Consider the following 15,907-nt stretch of genomic DNA (forward strand, 5'->3'; position numbering starts at 1 on the left):
GAGCCTGCTCGCGAAAGCGGTAGATCAATCGACATCAATGTTGAATGAAATGGCCTCTTCGCGAGCAGGCTCGCTCCCACACTGACCGCGCTCGACTCTGAATATGCACTGACACAAGAGGTTCCATGCCCAACCGCCCGCCTCTCGACGCCATCACCGCACGCTGGTTGCCGTGGGTCGTCGCCATTGCGTTCTTCATGCAGTCCCTCGACGGGACCATCCTCAACACCGCGCTACCGGCCATGGCCAGCGATCTCGCTGAAGACCCGTTGCGCATGCAGGGCGTGATCATCGCCTACATGCTTACCGTGGCCCTGCTGATCCCGGCCTCCGGCTGGATCGCCGACCGCTTCGGCACCAAGAAAATCTTCTTCGGCGCGATTCTGCTGTTCAGCTTCGGCTCGCTGCTCTGCGCCTTGTCCAGCAGCCTGAGCATGCTTATCGGTGCGCGGGTGATTCAGGGCCTCGGCGGCGCGCTGATGTTGCCGGTCGGGCGGCTGGTGGTGCTGCGCGCCTACCCGCGCTCGGAACTGGTGCGGATCATGGGTTTCATCACCATTCCCGGCCTGCTCGGCCCGCTGATCGGCCCGACCATGGGCGGCTGGATGGTGGAATACGTGACGTGGCACTGGATCTTCCTGATCAATCTGCCGGTCGGGGTGATCGGTTGTTATGCGGTGTGGAAATTCATTCCCGACCTGCGCGGCACTGAGCGCACGCGTTTCGATAGCCTCGGTTTTCTGCTGTTCGGCGCGGCGATGATCCTCATCACCATTGCCATGGAAGGCCTTGGCGAACTGCACCTGCCACACCTGCGGGTGATGTTGCTGCTGTTCGCCGGCATGGCCTGTCTGGCGGCGTACTGGCTGCGCGCCGGGCATATCGAGAACCCGTTGTTCGCGCCGTCATTGTTCAAGACCCGCACCTTCGCCGTGGGCATCCTCGGTAACCTCTTCGCGCGACTGGGCAGCGGCGCCCTGCCGTTTCTGGTACCGCTACTGCTGCAAGTGGCGTTGGGTTACTCGCCGTCGCAAGCCGGGATGAGCATGTTGCCACTGGCCGCCGCAGCGATGATCGCCAAGTGGGTCGCGCGGCCGCTGATCGAACGCCTCGGCTATCGCATCGTCCTCACCGGCAACACGCTGGCGCTGGGGATCATGCTGGCGAGCATGGGCCTGGTCAGCGAGCAGACGCCGTACTGGCTGCTGCTGTGCCTGCTAGCCGTGCTGGGTGCGATCAACTCGCTGCAATTCACCGCAATGAATACGGTGACGCTTATCGACCTCGACGATGCCAGCGCCAGCAGCGGCAACAGTTTGCTGTCGGTGGTCGCGCAGTTGTCGCTGAGCCTCGGCGTCGCTTGCGCCGGTGCGCTGCTCGGCGGCTTCACTGCGAAAGTCGGCAACGATGGCGTGGAAACCGTACTCGGTGCGTTCCAACTGACCTTCGTCACGGTCGGCGTGATGGCGATGCTGGCGGCAACGATCTTCTCGCAGTTGTCGAAGGAAGACGGCCGGCGCGCTAAACGTCCACAAGAACACATCGAACACTGATTATGCTGAAGGACTCCCTGTAGGAGCTGCCGAAGGCTGCGATCTTTTGATCTTGTTTTTTAAAGCAAAATCAAAAGATCGCAGCCTTCGGCAGCCCCTACAGGGGAGTGTGGTCCCTCACACAGACTGATCTCCAGTCAGAGAAACTCTGGGGCTGTTCGTCCAGAACTGTCGAGGAAACCGGCACGGGGCTGCTACACTGCGCGACATTTTGTTTTGCAGGCCAGTCCCGTGACCACCATCGCCACCGCTTTTAATACTCTGCCGCTGTCCGCCGCCATGCTGGCTAACCTCGAATCACTCGGTTATGCCCAGATGACGCCGATCCAGGCGCAGAGCTTGCCGGTGATCCTCAAGGGGATGGACCTGATCGCCCAGGCCAAGACCGGCAGCGGCAAGACCGCCGCCTTCGGCATCGGCCTGCTCAACCCGATCAATCCGCGCTACTTCGGGTGCCAGGCGCTGGTGATCTGCCCGACCCGCGAACTGGCCGATCAGGTGGCGAAGGAAGTCCGCCGTCTGGCCCGCGCCGAAGACAACATCAAGGTCCTGACCCTGTGCGGTGGCGTGTCGTTCGGCCCGCAGATCGCTTCGCTGGAGCACGGCGCGCACATCATCGTCGGCACTCCGGGGCGCATTCAGCAGCACCTGCGCAAGGGTTCGCTGGTGCTCGATGGCCTGAACACGCTGATCCTCGACGAAGCCGACCGCATGCTCGACATGGGTTTCTACGACGCCATCGAAGACATCATCATCAAGACCCCGGAGCGTCGCCAGACTCTGTTGTTCTCCGCGACCTACCCGGTGGGCATCAAGCAACTGGCCTCGAAATTCATGCGCGACCCGCAGACCGTCAAGGCTGAAGCCTTCCACGACGACACGCAGATCGAGCAACGCTTCTACGAGATTTCCCCGGAAGAGCGCATGAGTGCGGTGACCAAGGTCCTGCACCACTTCCGTCCGGCGTCCTGCGTGGCGTTCTGCTTCACCAAGCAGCAAGTGCAGGAAACCGTCGATCACCTGACCGCCAAAGGCATTTCCGCTGTAGGCCTGCACGGCGATCTGGAACAGCGTGACCGCGATCAAGTGCTGGCGATGTTCGCCAACCGCAGCACCTCGGTGCTGGTCGCCACCGACGTCGCCGCCCGTGGTCTGGACATCGATGCGCTGGACATGGTGATCAACGTCGAGTTGGCGCGCGATTCGGAAATCCACATTCACCGCGTTGGCCGCACTGGTCGCGCGGGCGAGAAAGGCATCGCCATCAGCCTCGTCGCTCCGTCCGAAGCTCATCGTGCGCAAGCCATCGAACAACTGCAGAAAGCGCCGCTGAACTGGGATCAGATCGACAACCTCAAGTCCCAGGGCCTGGCGCCGCTGCAACCACCGATGACCACCCTGTGCATCGGTGCTGGCCGTAAAGACAAGGTGCGCCCGGGCGACATCCTTGGCGCACTGACCGGCGAAGCGGGCATTCCCGGCGCGCAGGTTGGCAAAATCGCCATCTTCGATTTCCAGGCCTACGTCGCTGTCGAGCGCACCGTGGCCATGCAGGCGTTACAGCGTTTGAACGACGGCAAGATCAAGGGCCGCTCGTTGCGCGTACGTATTCTGTAAGCGATCTTCCATCCATAGGAGATCCCCTGTGGGAGCGAGCCTGCTCGCGAATGCAAACTGTCAGTCGACATCATTGTTGAATGACACAACGCTTTCGCGAGCAGGCTCGCTCCCACAGTTTGTTTTGTAGCGACCCACCAAGAGGACACCGTTTTGCGCTCTACCGAAGTCGTGATCATTGGCGCTGGCGCCGCCGGCTTGATGTGTGCCCTGACCGCCGCCGGGCGCGGGCGTCAGGTATTGCTGCTCGACCACGCGAACAAGGCCGGCAAGAAAATCCTCATGTCCGGTGGTGGTCGCTGCAATTTCACCAACATGTACACCGAACCGAGCAATTTCCTCTCGCAGAATCCGCATTTCTGCAAATCGGCGCTGGCGCGTTACACCCAGTGGGATTTCATCGCTCTGGTCGGCAAACACGCCGTGCCCTACCACGAGAAGAAACTCGGCCAGCTGTTCTGCGATAACAAATCCAGCGACATCCTCGGCCTGCTGCTTGATGAGTGCGATCAGGCCGGCGTCGAGCTGCATCTGGACACCTCGATCCAGACCATCGAAAAAACCGACAGCGGTTATCTGCTCGACACCACCCTCGGCCAGGTCCAGTGCCAGTCGCTGGTGATTGCCACCGGCGGGCTGTCGATTCCGACCCTGGGCGCTACCGGTTTCGGTTATCAAGTCGCCAAACAGTTCGGCCATGAACTGCTGCCGACCCGCGCCGGTCTGGTGCCGTTCACCATCACCGACCAACTCAAAGAGTTGTGCACAGAGCTGTCCGGGACCTCGGTGGATTGTCTGGTCAGCTGCAACGAGCAGAGCTTTCGCGAAAACATCCTGTTCACCCATCGCGGCCTCAGCGGCCCGGCAATCTTGCAGATCTCTTCGTTCTGGGAGCCCGGCGACACGGTGGAGATCAACCTGCTGCCGGATCACGACGCGGCGAGCTGGCTGCAACAGCAAGTCGCCGAACGCCCGAACAGCGAGCTGAAGACTTTGCTTGGCGAGATCTTCACCAAGAAGATGGCCAATCTGCTGGCGGACAACTGGTTCGTCTCCAAACCGATGAAGCAGTACACCCACGCGGAACTGGCGGAGATTGCCGAGAAGCTCGGCAGCTGGAAGGTTGTACCGGCGGGCACTGAGGGCTATCGCACGGCTGAGGTGACCCTCGGTGGCGTCGATACCCGCGAGGTGTCGTCCAAGACCATGGAATCGCTGAAAAGCCCCGGGTTGTACTTCATTGGGGAAGTGCTCGACGTCACCGGGCATCTGGGCGGCTTCAACTTCCAGTGGGCCTGGGCCTCTGGTTACGCTGCGGCGCAGTACGCTTAACTCAAGGCCAAATACAAAACCCTGTGGGAGCTAGCCTGCTCGCGAATGCGGTTACCAGTCGACATCAATGTTGAATGACACTCCGCTTTCGCGAGCAGGCTCGCTCCCACAGTGGTTTGTGGTGTAAGTAAAAGGAACACTTTTTGCTGTCAGATGTGCTCGGCGCCATTGCGTCGGCGTCATTACTGGCTCAATTTAGCGGCATCGCCTCGGAAGGCCTTCGCACTTCATGTCCTCGACCTCGTTTCGTCAGTCTTTGCGGCGCCTGTGGGCGCTGGATAAATTCAGCTACAGCGTGCGGGTATTCATCGCCCTGACCGGCAGCATGGCGCTGTGCTGGTATCAGGATGAAATGGGCCTGCTGATCCCGTTGTTCCTCGGCATCATCGCCAGCGCTCTGGCCGAGACCGACGACAGTTGGCAGGGCCGCCTCAACGCACTGGCGGTAACGCTGGTGTGTTTCAGCATCGCCGCGCTGTCGGTGGAATTGCTCTTCCCCTACCCGATCATTTTCGCCGTGGCCCTGGCGCTGGCCAGTTTCGGCCTGACCATGCTCGGCGCACTGGGCGAGCGTTACGGTGCGATCGCCTCGGCGACGTTGATTCTCTCCGTATACACGATGATCGGCGTCGATCAGCGCGGCGGCGCGGTTACCGATTTCTGGCATGAACCGATGCTGCTGGTCGCCGGCGCGGCGTGGTATGGCCTGCTCTCTGTGCTGTGGCAGGCGCTGTTTTCCAATCAACCGGTGCAGCAGAGTCTGGCGCGGCTGTTCCGTGAACTGGGTCTTTACCTGAAGCTGAAATCCTCGCTGTTCGAGCCGATCCGGCAGATGGACGTCGAAGCCCGCCGCCTCGAACTGGCGCAGCAGAATGGCCGCGTGGTCGCCGCCCTGAACTCGGCCAAGGAAATCATCCTGCACCGGGTTGGCAACGGTCGGCCCGGCTCGAAGGTCAGCCGCTATTTGAAGCTGTATTTCCTCGCGCAAGACATTCACGAACGCGCCAGCTCTTCGCACTACCCTTACAACGCGCTGGCCGAGGCGTTCTTCCACAGCGACGTGCTGTTCCGCTGCCAGCGCCTGCTGCGCCAGCAAGGCAAGGCCTGCCGCGCGTTGGCCGAGTCAATCCAGATGCGCCAGCCGTTCATCTACGACGCCAGTTTCGCCGAAGCCCTGAACGACCTGCATGCCTCCCTCGAACATTTACGCATCCAGAGCAACCCGGCATGGCGCGGCCTGCTGCGCTCGCTGCGCGCACTGGCGGCCAACCTCGGCACCCTCGATCGCTTGCTCAGCGATGCCAGCAATCCTGACGCCTTGGCTGATGCTACCGACAGCAGCCTGCTCGACCGCTCACCGCGCAATCTCAAGGACGTGTGGATTCGCCTGCGTACACAACTGACGCCGACTTCGCTGCTGTTCCGCCATGCCCTGCGCCTCCCGCTGGCACTGAGTATCGGCTATGGAATGGTGCACCTGATTCACCCGTCGCAAGGCTACTGGATCATCCTCACCACGCTGTTCGTCTGCCAGCCGAACTACGGCGCCACCCGGCGCAAGCTTGGCCAGCGGATCATCGGCACCGCCATTGGCCTGACTGTGGCCTGGGCGCTGTTCGATCTGTTCCCCAACCCGGTGGTGCAATCGTGCTTCGCCATCGCTGCCGGCGTGGTGTTCTTCACCAACCGCACCACCCGCTACACCCTGGCGACGGCGGCTATCACGATCATGGTGCTGTTCTGCTTCAATCAGGTCGGCGACGGCTATGGGCTGTTCCTGCCACGGCTGTTCGATACCTTGCTGGGCAGCCTGATCGCAGGTCTGGCGGTGTTCCTGTTCCTGCCGGACTGGCAGGGTCGGCGCCTGAACAAGGTGCTGGCCAATACCCTGACCTGCAACAGCATCTACCTGCGCCAGATCATGCAGCAATACGCCGCCGGCAAAAGCGACGACCTCGCCTATCGCCTGGCCCGACGCAACGCGCACAACGCCGACGCGGCGCTGTCGACGACGCTGGCGAACATGCTCATGGAGCCGGGGCATTTCCGCAAGGAGGCGGATGTCGGTTTCCGTTTCCTGGTGCTGTCGCACACTTTGCTCAGTTACCTTTCCGGGCTCGGCGCGCACCGCGAAACACAGCTGCCAGCCGAAGTGCGTGAGCATCTGATCGAAGGCGCCGGGGTGAGACTGGCGACCAGCATCGACGAAATCGCTCAAGGCCTGGCGAGCAAGCAGCCGATTGCGATTCAGAGTGATGAAGAAGAAGCGCTGGCCAATGAGCTGGAACAGATGCCGGAGGAGATTGATGAAGGGCAGCGACTGGTGCAGACGCAATTGGCGCTGATATGCCGGCAATTGGGGCCGCTTCGGACATTGGCGGCGCATTTGATCAAGGACACTGCCGAAATCAGCGGCGCCTGAGACGACGCATTCGCGAGCAGGCTCGCTCCCACAGGGTATGCATTTCAAATTGTGGGAGCGAGCCTGCTCGCGAAGAGGTGATCAGCCACAACGAAAATGCCGGATCACCCTTCACATTCCGTGTCGCCGCAATAACTTCTCATAAGTCCCGTCAGCCTTCATCGCCTCGATCGCTCGATCGAACCCGGCGACAATCTGCTCATGCTGCGGATTCTTCAGGCTGACCAGAATATGCAGGCTGTTCTCACTCAACGGCTTGGGTAGGAACTCCACCGAATTGCGCACCTTGGCCGATTCCCGGGCGAGGTAATACTTCGCTACGTACTCATCCTCAAGCGTCAACTTGACCCGATCCGCCGAGAGCATGCGCACGCCCATGGCGAAGTTGTGCACAGGGACTTTCTGCATCGCCGTGTCGGCATCAAAAGGTGCGGAATAGGCGTACCCGCGCACCACCGCAATCGGATAGGTGTGCAGTTGCTCGAGGCTGTTGTATTCAATGGGCGCGTCTTTACGCTTGAGGAAGCGGATGCGGTTGATCAGGTACTCGCCGGAAAACTGGCCGATCTGCGTGCGCTCGTCGTTGTACCAGGCGTTGACCAGAACGTCGTAACGCCCCTCGCCAATCCCCAGCAATGCTCGCGCCCACGGCACTTGCTCGTAACCGCTGGCATAACCGGCGCGAGCCAGTGCAGTGCTGACAATGTCGGTGGCCAGGCCACCGTTGACCAGCGCATCGTCGGTAAATGGCGGCCAATTATCGAATGCCAGCCGCAGCTTCTGCGCCGCAGCATCCTGGCCCAGCACCAGCAGTCCGATCAAAGCAACGGCTTGAAGCAATCGCAGCATGCTTGAACATCCTCAGCGGGCAACCGCCCGACGTGGTTTCACGTCAAATTCCAAGGCCCCTTACCGGCAAAACCCAAGCATTGAACATTAGCTCATGAGAACCAGTGCGCAGTGCTCTTCAGCAGATTACACAAACTCTCGGCCGCCGCGAGAAAGGAATGATGGCATTTTGACCTTTGTCACAGACTGATACGCCATGCAGACATCCGCAGCGGGTGCGCTTAGTATCGGGCGACGTGTTCAAGGAATCGAAAAATGACAATCGAGTGGATCTGCAAACATCATCGTGATCTGGGCAAAGAGCAGTTGTACGCCCTGTTGAAGCTGCGCTCTGATGTATTCGTAGTCGAACAGAAATGTGCCTATCCGGATCTCGATGGCCAGGATCTGGAGGGCGATAGCCATCACCTGATGGGCTGGGAGGATGATCAACTGATGGCTTACCTGCGCTTGCTCGACCCGGAATCCCAAGGCGGCGACGTGGTGATTGGCCGCGTGGTGACCGCACCCGCCGGCCGTGGCAAAGGGCTGGGCCACGCGATGATGGAACAGGCGCTGAAACAGGCAGAAAAGCACTGGCCGCAGGTGCCGATCTATCTGTCGGCGCAGGCGCATTTGCAGGGGTATTACGGCAAGTACGGGTTTGTCGCAGTCGGTGAGGAATATCTCGAGGATGACATTCCACATATCGGGATGCGTCGGTCCTGAGGGCCCTTTCGCGAGCAGGCTCGCTCCCACAGGGAATGCACATCCATTGTGGGAGCGAGCCTGCTCGCGAAGACGTCAGAACTGTCGGCGCAGGAATCAGGGGTATTCAAGCACTGCTTTTATCTGCCGCAAATTGCGCTCGATCCAGCCGCGATCAATCGCTCCCCACTCGCGAATCCGATAACGCCCGGCATGATTGCGTGCGCCCTCCTCCTGTTCGAATGCACAGATGATGTCCAGATCAGCCAGCGCGGCGATGGTGTCCTGCGCCGTGCGCCGGGGCATGCCGGTGACTTCGGTCAGCGTCGGCACACTCGGCGCCAGGCCACTGTCGATCAGATAAGCCACGTACAGACGGCGATAGAAACTGCTTTTGGTCTTGCTGACATCCATCCAAACACTCCCAACGTTAGAAGATCGTCCGAACGCGGCCCGAACCTTCGGCAGCTCCGCCAAAGGATCGCGTTCCAACTGTAGGCGCTGCCGGAGGCTGCGATCTTTAGACTTTTTATTGCATGTCCCGCCACGTCAGGTACACGCGCAGATCGAACTCGATCTGGTGATACCCAGGCAGCATGTGCTCGCACAGTTTATAGAACGCCTTGTTGTGGTCCGATTCCTTGAAGTGCGCCAGTTCGTGCACGACGATCATCTTCAGAAAATCAGGCGCGGCGTCCTTGAACAGCGAGGCAATGCGGATTTCCTTGTTGGCCTTGAGCTTGCCGCCCTGCACCCGTGACACCGTGCTGTGCAGGCCGAGGGCACGGTGAGTCAGGTCGAGGCGGTTGTCGAACAGCACTTTGTCGATGGCCGGCGCATTGCGCATGTACTGCTGCTTGAGATCCAGCGCGTAGCTGTACAAGGCTTTGTCGCTCTGCACGTCATGCCGCCCCGAATAGCGTTGATCGAGGTAATCACCCAGCCGCCCTTCGGCGATCAGTTGGCGCACCTGATCCTGCAAACGCTGGGGATAGGCCTGGAGGTACTTCAACACAGTCATGGACGGGCAGCACGATTGGAAAAAAGGTCCGCCAGTGTAGCGAATTCAACCCGCCAGCGCGCTCCAGTCAAACGGTTCGGCGAAGTGGGCGGCGTCCTCGGCGACCAAGGGTCGCGCCACCAGGAAGCCCTGCACATACTCGCAGCCATGGGCTCGCAGCCATTGATATTGCTCGAGGGTTTCCACCCCTTCAGCGATCACCAGCAGGCCGTATTGCTGACACAGGTCGAGAACCATGCGCACCAGCGCAGCATCACGCGGCGAGTCCGGCAAGCGCGCGATCAAGTGGCGGTCGAGCTTGAGCGTGTCCAGTTCCAGATCGCGCAGATGCGCCAGCGAGCACGGCCCCGAGCCAAAGTCATCCAGCGCCACGCGCACCCCGAGATGACGCAACAGCCGCAGTTGCTTGCGGGTTTCGTCCGGGTTTTGCATCAACGCTTCTTCGGTGACTTCGACTTCCAGTTGCCGAGGCTGCAGCGCATGGCGTTCCATGACCTGGCGCAATTCGGTGACCAGATTCGGCAGGCCGAACTGGGTATTGCTCAGGCTCACACCGAGTACCAGATCTTCAGCGAACAGCGTTTCCCAGGCTTTGCGCTGACCGGCGCCACGGTGATAGATCCAGCTGCCGAGGCGACTGATCAAGCGCGCCTCTTCCAGCAACGGCAGAAATAACCCCGGCGGCACATCGCCGACACTCGGATGCTGCCAGCGCAGCAACGCTTCGAAGCCGCGAATCTGTCCGCTGCCGATCGCCACCTGCGGCTGATAGACCAGATTGAAATCGCGATTTTCGATGGCCTCGCGCACGCTGTCTTCAAGCATCAGACGCGAGCGGGCGCGACCGTTCATTTCATGATCGTAGAAGCGATATTGCTGACGCCCGGCACGCTTGGCTTCGTACATGGCGATGTCCGATGCGCGCAGCAAGCCGTCGAGGTTGCGGCCACAGTCGGGATAAGTGGCAATGCCGATACTGGCGCCGAGAACGATATCCAGGCCTTCGATCTGCTGACAGACCGATACCCGTTCGATGAGTTTTTCGGCAATCTTCGCTGCTTGCTCGGGGAACTCCAGATCCAGCAGCGCGGTAAATTCATCGCCGCCCATGCGCGCGAGAATATCGAACGGCCGCAGGCACGCCTTCAACTGTTCGGAGACCCAGCGCAACACGCGGTCGCCGGCATCGTGGCCGAGAGAATCATTGACCCGCTTGAAGCCATCGAGATCGAGGTAGAGCAGCACCCAGCTGCTGTCGCTGCGCTCGCCGCGCAACAGCAGGTTTTCCACGGTCTGGTAGAACCCGCGCCGGTTGAGCAGACCGGTCAGCGGATCGGTCACCGCCTGGAACTCCAGTTGCTGGTGCAAGTGACGCACCACCGACATGTCCAGCACCGTCACCACCATCGCATGCTGTTCCGAGGGCAACGGCGCGCAGGATAAAGCCACCGGTACTTGCTGTCCGGGCGCCGTGCGCAGCAACGCATCGTGCAGACGCAGGGTTTCACCGCGTTGGTAGCCGGCGTAGAACTCGGAATCGGCCCACAGGGGAATGTGCGGTTTCTGCAGGAAATCGAGAAACTCCTTGCCTTGCAGATCCTTGACCGGCGCGTTGAGCAGCCGCGAAATCGCCGGGTTGGCAAAGCGGATCACGCCGTCCTCGCTCAATACCAGAATGCCTTCGGCGGCGTTATCCAGCACCGAGGCATTGAAGGCCCGCGCCACTTCCAGGTCATGGCTGAGGCGTTGCAGGGCACGGCGATTGCGCTGGTGCTCAAGCAACGCCTGGACCTTGGGCTTGAGAATTTGCGGATCGAACGGCTTGAACAGGTAATCCACTGCGCCACTGGCATAGCCCTTGATCACGGCATCCTGGGATTGCTCGTTGGCGGTCAGGAAAATGATTGGCGTCAGCCGCGTGCGCTGGCTGCCGCGCATCAACCGTGCGACTTCAAAACCGTCCATTCCGGGCATCTGCACATCGAGCAGGACCAGGTCGATGTCATGTTCGAGTAACAGGTTCAGCGCCTCGAAACCGGAGGCGGCGGTCATCACGTGCCAATCCTGACGCTGCAGCAACGCGCGCATGCTGATCAGATTTTCGGGGTAATCATCGACGATCAAAAGGACCGAGCTGCCTTCACCTGGCTGGGGTTGCGCGCATTCCATGCTGCTTCTCTTATCAAGCCGTTGCCGGCAAAAACCATAGACGTACTGAGCCTTCACTCTAGACGCGGATCGGTGAAAGCAGAAGCTGTCATCCCGCCATCATTTAAACAATGCTCAACCCACCCGACTAACGGTCACCGCTACAGCCCCCGAAAACCGGGCGGGATGGCATTTCGACAGGACTTTGACGTCAAGTAATCGCCGTACGGGCATTAACAAAAATTGCCGCTACGCTTATAAAGACGCCCGAAAACGCGCGGGCTAGAGCTTCTGGCACCGGCGTTCCGGATGAATTGATTGGAAGAAACGTCATGATCGACCTCGCAACCTGGAACCTCAGCGTTCCTGTTGGCAGCCCGCCGTACACCGTCGAAACCTCGAAACTGGTGGATGGCTTCAAGGATCAGTACTTCCATTCCGACACCGGCACCCTGTTTTTCTGGTCACCGGTGACCGGCTCGAAAACCGAAAACGCCATCTACCCGCGTACCGAACTGCGCGAAACCTACAGCAACGGCACCCTGCGCAACTGGTACTACCCGGACGCCGACAACCTGCTGCGCGCCACCCTCGCGGTAAACAAAGTGCCCAGCTCGGGCAAGATTGTCATCGGCCAGATTCATGCGTATGAGAGCCAGCGGCCAATGGTCAAGCTCGAATATCAGTACAAGGAAAAAACCCAGACCGGCAATCTGGTGATCAAAGTGCGCATGCGCCCGGACGACGCCGAAAGCCGCGTCATCACCCTGGCTACCGGCGTCAAGCTTGATCGCGAATTCAACTACCTCATCCACTTGAGCCCCGGCGGTGCGCTGGGCGTGAGCGCGGCGGGCTATCAGTGGGACTCCCAGATCAGCGCGACCTGGCGGGACAAGCCGCTGTACTTCAAGGCTGGGGTATATGTGCAGGACAACACCGGGTACACCAGTGAAGGTGGGCAGGTGACGTTTACCAAACTGGATATTGATCACGACAAGTAACCCAAACACCACAAGGAGCTGGCGAGTGCGCCCGTCAGGCATTCGGTCACGTTGAACTGAAGAATAATCGTTCAGAAGAGCCCGCCTGAGGACGGGTTTCTTGAGCCAAATGGATTAAATGTTCCGCATACGGTACATTGACACCAAAATGTTACGGTAGCGCAACATGGATTACTCTCTTTTAATTACCCGTCTCGGGATTCAATTACGTGAAAAACGTATAAATCGTGGCCTGACGCAGGCTCAACTTGCCGATCTGGCGGGACTGACACGATACAAAGTCATTGCGGTAGAGAAAGGCACCCTTTCTGTCGGCATGATCGCTTACGCGCGGGTTTTGGCTGCGTTGGACTGCGAACTCTCGGTGGTTCCAGCAAGGATGCCAACCCTTGAAGAGATCGGAGATTTATTCGAATGAAAATGGCCTCTCTTCAAGTCAGTACCCCTGAAGGTAATAGCGGCAGGCTTTTCAGCGATGCCGAGGATTTCACTTTTCGTTATCACGAAGATGCATCGCCACAAATGGCGATCAGCCTCCTGATGCCTGTACGGCATGACGAGTTTCGTCGGCGTGAGTTGCACCCGGTCTTCCAAATGAACCTGCCCGAAGGCTACGTACTGGAGCAGTTGCGCAACCGCTTGGCCAAGACTGTGAACGTCGACCCAATGCTGCTACTGGCACTTTCCGGCAGTACATCGCCGATTGGCAGGGTTCACGTACGCTCTGAAACCGTTGATGCATTGTTGCAGGCTCAAGAATTTCCGGGAGAAAAACTCGACGAGATTCTCACGTGGGACGGTACGGAAGATATCTTCGCCGACATGCTCGATCGCTACATCCTGCGGGCAGGCATTTCAGGTGTTCAACCCAAGTTGCTGGTGCCGGAGCGGCAAGAAATAGCGTTGCCGAGAGTGACATCCAAAACCTCGGATCTGATCATCAAGAGTGGCAGAGACGAATTCCCGGGCCTGGCGATTAACGAATTCCTTTGCATGTCCATGGCGAAAGAGGCGGGTATTCCCGTTCCACCGTTTTACCTTTCCGACAACGCCAAACTGTTTGTCATGCGCCGCTTTGACCGCGACGACCAGCTCAATCCGATTGGGTTTGAAGACATGGCGGTGCTGATGGGGCTGTCGGCTAATCAGAAGTACAGCAAAAGTTATGCGGCAATTGCGAAGGCTGTCCGACTGTATTGTCCCGCACGACATTTGCGCACGTCCCTTGAGCAACTCTTCGATATCGTCGCCCTGAGCTGCATCGTTGGAAATGGCGACGCTCACTTGAAAAATTTCGGTTTGCTCTATTCCGAACCCGCGCAACGCGATGCGCATCTGGCGCCGGCTTACGACATCGTCAACACCACGGCCTATATTCCAGAAGATGTTCTGGCATTGGATCTGGCGGGCAACAAGTCAATGTTCGCGTCAAGACAAGGGCTCCTGGAGTTTGCTCACACCTGTGAAATCGACCACCCCAAGGAGCGAATTCAGCACCTGCTCGACTCGGTTGAAGCGGTTCTCGATCGCTATCCTCAGTATCGCGAACAGGCGCCCCATGTGGTCAATGCCATTAAGCACGCGGCAGCGCCATTTTCTCTGACTTTTGGATAGCTTCGTTACCGCGAGAAATTCCGCCCACAAAAAAACCCGCCTCTCCAGACTGTGTGAAAACCTAGCAATCTGCGCAGCGCTCAAAGAAAAATGCTCCGTATCGAAAGATACGGAGCATTTTTCGTTATGGCCTACATCCAGGGACAGTCCCGCAGCCAGACCAGCCTGTTTCCGGTCTCGCTGGAAGAGTTGATTCCCGAGGATCACCTCGTTCGCGTTATCGATCTTTACGTCGCCAAGCTGGATCTGGCTCGACTGGGCTTTGATAAAGCACTTCCCCAAAGCACCGGCCGTCCCTCTTACGATCCAGCGGATCAGCTCAAACTCTACCTCTACGGCTATTTCCAGCGGATTCGCTCATCACGACGGCTCGAAGCCGAGTGACAGCGCAACGTCGAAGTGATGTGGCTGATCAATCGACTCAAGCCTGATTTCAAGACCATCGCCGATTTCCGTAAAGACAACAAAGCCGCTTTCATCGCGACGTGCCGGGCCTTCGTGCAGTTTTGCCGCACAGCGGGGCTGATAACCGGCGAGTTGGTGGCCATTGATGGCAGCAAATTTCAGGCGGTCGCCTCTTCACGGCGTCATATGAATTTGAAGCGGCTCCAACATCAAGAGCAGAAGCTGGAGAAGCGCATCGCCCACTATTTGGCAGAGCTGGACGAGGCAGATAAAACCGAAGCCGGCGAGAAGATTGACCGCAATGCAATCAAGGCGACTTTGGCGCAACTTGAAGTCAGGCATTCCAATAACTTGACGTGCCAGGCGCTGATGAAATCCATGGAGCTTGAGCAATTCAATACCCACGAAAGCGATGCGCTAATGCTGCTAACGCACAAAGGGCCTCGGGTCGGGTACAACGTGCAGACAGCCGTGGACGCTGAAAACTGCATGATCGTGCATCATGAAGTGACTCAGGACAGCGATGATCGCAAGCAACTTGAACCGATGGCCAAGGCCGCCAAGGAACAACTTTCGCAGGATGAACTGACGGTCACCGCGGATGCGGGCTATTCCAATGGCAAGCAGTTCCAGGTATGTGAGGATGAGAACATCACGGCTTATGTGCCTGTGGCGCGATCACTCAACTCCTGCGGCAAGGAACAGATATTTTTCGATCGAACAGCATTTGCCTACGATGCGTCGCAAGATCGATATCAATGCCCTGCCGGAAAATGGCTGATCTTTAAGCAGATCAGCAACAAAGGCCGGATCTACCAAGCGAAGGTCAGCGACTGCGCAAGCTGCACGATTAAAGCGAAGTGCACCGACGCCAAACGCCGATACATCTCGCGTCATCTGCACGAACAGGCTTTCGAGCGAATGGAGCAGCGAATGCAGGCGCGTCCCGAAATGATGGTCAGCCGACGATCCATCGTCGAACATCCCTTTGGCAACCTTAAACAGTGGTTATTTGGTAACGCTCGCTTCTTGCTGCGACAGCTTGAAGGCGCGAGAGCTGAAATGGCCTTGGCGGTGAACGCCTACAACCTGAAAAGAGCAATTAACGTGTTGGGCGCGCGCCAGATGATGGCGCTGATGGGCTGAAACGCCTTTTTTCGTTTTGCTGTGAGCACAAAAGCAAACGCCCCGAACAAGTCGGGGCGTTTGCTGGAACCACCATCAGTGCGTTTTCACACAGTCTGTTTTGGCGGGTTAT

At 58.9% G+C, this 15,907-nt stretch carries 12 protein-coding genes and 1 pseudogene; 9 read left to right on the forward strand and 4 right to left on the reverse strand.

Features of this window, described 5'->3' with window-relative positions; all coding sequences use genetic code 11:
- The first annotated feature begins 125 nt into the window (after positions 1–125).
- The 4 genes from mdtD (at position 126) to yccS (ending at position 6,924) form a co-directional block, all read left to right on the forward strand.
- Entirely contained in the window at positions 126–1,553 is a 1,428-nt protein-coding gene (gene mdtD, locus AC4IHP_RS12960; protein WP_042606617.1) for a multidrug transporter subunit MdtD, read from the forward strand.
- A gap of 231 nt (positions 1,554–1,784) precedes the next feature.
- Positions 1,785–3,170, forward strand: coding sequence for an ATP-dependent RNA helicase DbpA (gene dbpA, locus AC4IHP_RS12965; RefSeq protein ID WP_024014613.1), 1,386 nt, complete (start codon positions 1,785–1,787; stop codon positions 3,168–3,170).
- 153 nt (positions 3,171–3,323) lie between these two features.
- On the forward strand, positions 3,324–4,502 hold the full coding sequence (locus AC4IHP_RS12970; RefSeq protein ID WP_490831850.1) for a BaiN/RdsA family NAD(P)/FAD-dependent oxidoreductase: 1,179 nt from the start codon (positions 3,324–3,326) through the stop codon (positions 4,500–4,502).
- Between the two features lie 229 nt (positions 4,503–4,731).
- Positions 4,732–6,924: a YccS family putative transporter gene (gene yccS, locus AC4IHP_RS12975; RefSeq protein WP_490831851.1), complete on the forward strand. Its 2,193-nt coding sequence runs from the start codon at positions 4,732–4,734 to the stop codon at positions 6,922–6,924.
- Positions 6,925–7,035: 111 nt separating this feature from the next.
- On the opposite strand, the gene AC4IHP_RS12980 is transcribed toward yccS, so the two are convergent.
- Complete coding sequence (locus AC4IHP_RS12980) at positions 7,036–7,773, reverse strand: substrate-binding periplasmic protein (RefSeq protein ID WP_460121995.1); 738 nt, start codon at positions 7,771–7,773, stop codon at positions 7,036–7,038.
- Positions 7,774–8,028: 255 nt separating this feature from the next.
- Between AC4IHP_RS12980 and AC4IHP_RS12985 the strand changes: the two genes are divergently transcribed.
- Complete coding sequence (locus AC4IHP_RS12985) at positions 8,029–8,481, forward strand: GNAT family N-acetyltransferase (RefSeq protein ID WP_460121997.1); 453 nt, start codon at positions 8,029–8,031, stop codon at positions 8,479–8,481.
- 96 nt (positions 8,482–8,577) lie between these two features.
- Here AC4IHP_RS12985 and AC4IHP_RS12990 read toward each other — a convergent pair whose 3' ends face one another.
- The 3 genes from AC4IHP_RS12990 to AC4IHP_RS13000 all read right to left on the reverse strand — a co-directional run bounded on the left by AC4IHP_RS12990 (position 8,578) and on the right by AC4IHP_RS13000 (position 11,650).
- The gene (locus AC4IHP_RS12990) at positions 8,578–8,874 is read right to left on the reverse strand and encodes a winged helix-turn-helix domain-containing protein (RefSeq protein ID WP_490831852.1); all 297 of its coding nucleotides are present in this window, start codon (positions 8,872–8,874) and stop codon (positions 8,578–8,580) included.
- A gap of 115 nt (positions 8,875–8,989) precedes the next feature.
- The gene (locus AC4IHP_RS12995; protein WP_490831853.1) at positions 8,990–9,481 is read right to left on the reverse strand and encodes a M48 metallopeptidase family protein; all 492 of its coding nucleotides are present in this window, start codon (positions 9,479–9,481) and stop codon (positions 8,990–8,992) included.
- A 45-nt stretch (positions 9,482–9,526) separates the two neighbouring features.
- The gene (locus AC4IHP_RS13000; RefSeq protein ID WP_460122003.1) at positions 9,527–11,650 is read right to left on the reverse strand and encodes a putative bifunctional diguanylate cyclase/phosphodiesterase; all 2,124 of its coding nucleotides are present in this window, start codon (positions 11,648–11,650) and stop codon (positions 9,527–9,529) included.
- A 311-nt stretch (positions 11,651–11,961) separates the two neighbouring features.
- On the opposite strand from AC4IHP_RS13000, the gene AC4IHP_RS13005 reads away from it, so the two are divergent.
- From AC4IHP_RS13005 to AC4IHP_RS13020, 4 genes and pseudogenes are all read left to right on the forward strand, one after another.
- Complete coding sequence (locus AC4IHP_RS13005) at positions 11,962–12,630, forward strand: polysaccharide lyase family 7 protein (protein ID WP_016772792.1); 669 nt, start codon at positions 11,962–11,964, stop codon at positions 12,628–12,630.
- A 166-nt stretch (positions 12,631–12,796) separates the two neighbouring features.
- On the forward strand, positions 12,797–13,048 hold the full coding sequence (locus tag AC4IHP_RS13010) for a helix-turn-helix domain-containing protein (RefSeq protein WP_490831854.1): 252 nt from the start codon (positions 12,797–12,799) through the stop codon (positions 13,046–13,048).
- Positions 13,045–14,244, forward strand: a complete 1,200-nt coding sequence (locus AC4IHP_RS13015; RefSeq protein WP_490831855.1) for a type II toxin-antitoxin system HipA family toxin — start codon at positions 13,045–13,047, stop codon at positions 14,242–14,244. Before AC4IHP_RS13010 ends, AC4IHP_RS13015 begins: the two co-directional genes overlap by 4 nt.
- Positions 14,245–14,370: 126 nt before the next feature.
- Positions 14,371–15,795: pseudogene (locus AC4IHP_RS13020) on the forward strand (IS1182 family transposase).
- Positions 15,796–15,907: the final 112 nt, after the last annotated feature.

The organism is Pseudomonas sp. UF-293, from assembly GCF_058245595.1.

What these genes read in the sequence shown, in the direction of transcription:
- mdtD (WP_042606617.1), top strand. Translation starts at nt 126, where the DNA reads ATGCCCAACCGCCCGCCTCTCGACGCCATCACCGCACGCTGGTTGCCG.
- yccS (WP_490831851.1), top strand. Translation starts at nt 4,732, where the DNA reads ATGTCCTCGACCTCGTTTCGTCAGTCTTTGCGGCGCCTGTGGGCGCTG.
- AC4IHP_RS12980 (WP_460121995.1), bottom strand. Translation starts at nt 7,773, where the DNA reads ATGCTGCGATTGCTTCAAGCCGTTGCTTTGATCGGACTGCTGGTGCTG.
- AC4IHP_RS12985 (WP_460121997.1), top strand. Translation starts at nt 8,029, where the DNA reads ATGACAATCGAGTGGATCTGCAAACATCATCGTGATCTGGGCAAAGAG.
- AC4IHP_RS12990 (WP_490831852.1), bottom strand. Translation starts at nt 8,874, where the DNA reads ATGGATGTCAGCAAGACCAAAAGCAGTTTCTATCGCCGTCTGTACGTG.
- AC4IHP_RS12995 (WP_490831853.1), bottom strand. Translation starts at nt 9,481, where the DNA reads ATGACTGTGTTGAAGTACCTCCAGGCCTATCCCCAGCGTTTGCAGGAT.
- AC4IHP_RS13000 (WP_460122003.1), bottom strand. Translation starts at nt 11,650, where the DNA reads ATGGAATGCGCGCAACCCCAGCCAGGTGAAGGCAGCTCGGTCCTTTTG.
- AC4IHP_RS13005 (WP_016772792.1), top strand. Translation starts at nt 11,962, where the DNA reads ATGATCGACCTCGCAACCTGGAACCTCAGCGTTCCTGTTGGCAGCCCG.
- AC4IHP_RS13010 (WP_490831854.1), top strand. Translation starts at nt 12,797, where the DNA reads ATGGATTACTCTCTTTTAATTACCCGTCTCGGGATTCAATTACGTGAA.
- AC4IHP_RS13015 (WP_490831855.1), top strand. Translation starts at nt 13,045, where the DNA reads ATGAAAATGGCCTCTCTTCAAGTCAGTACCCCTGAAGGTAATAGCGGC.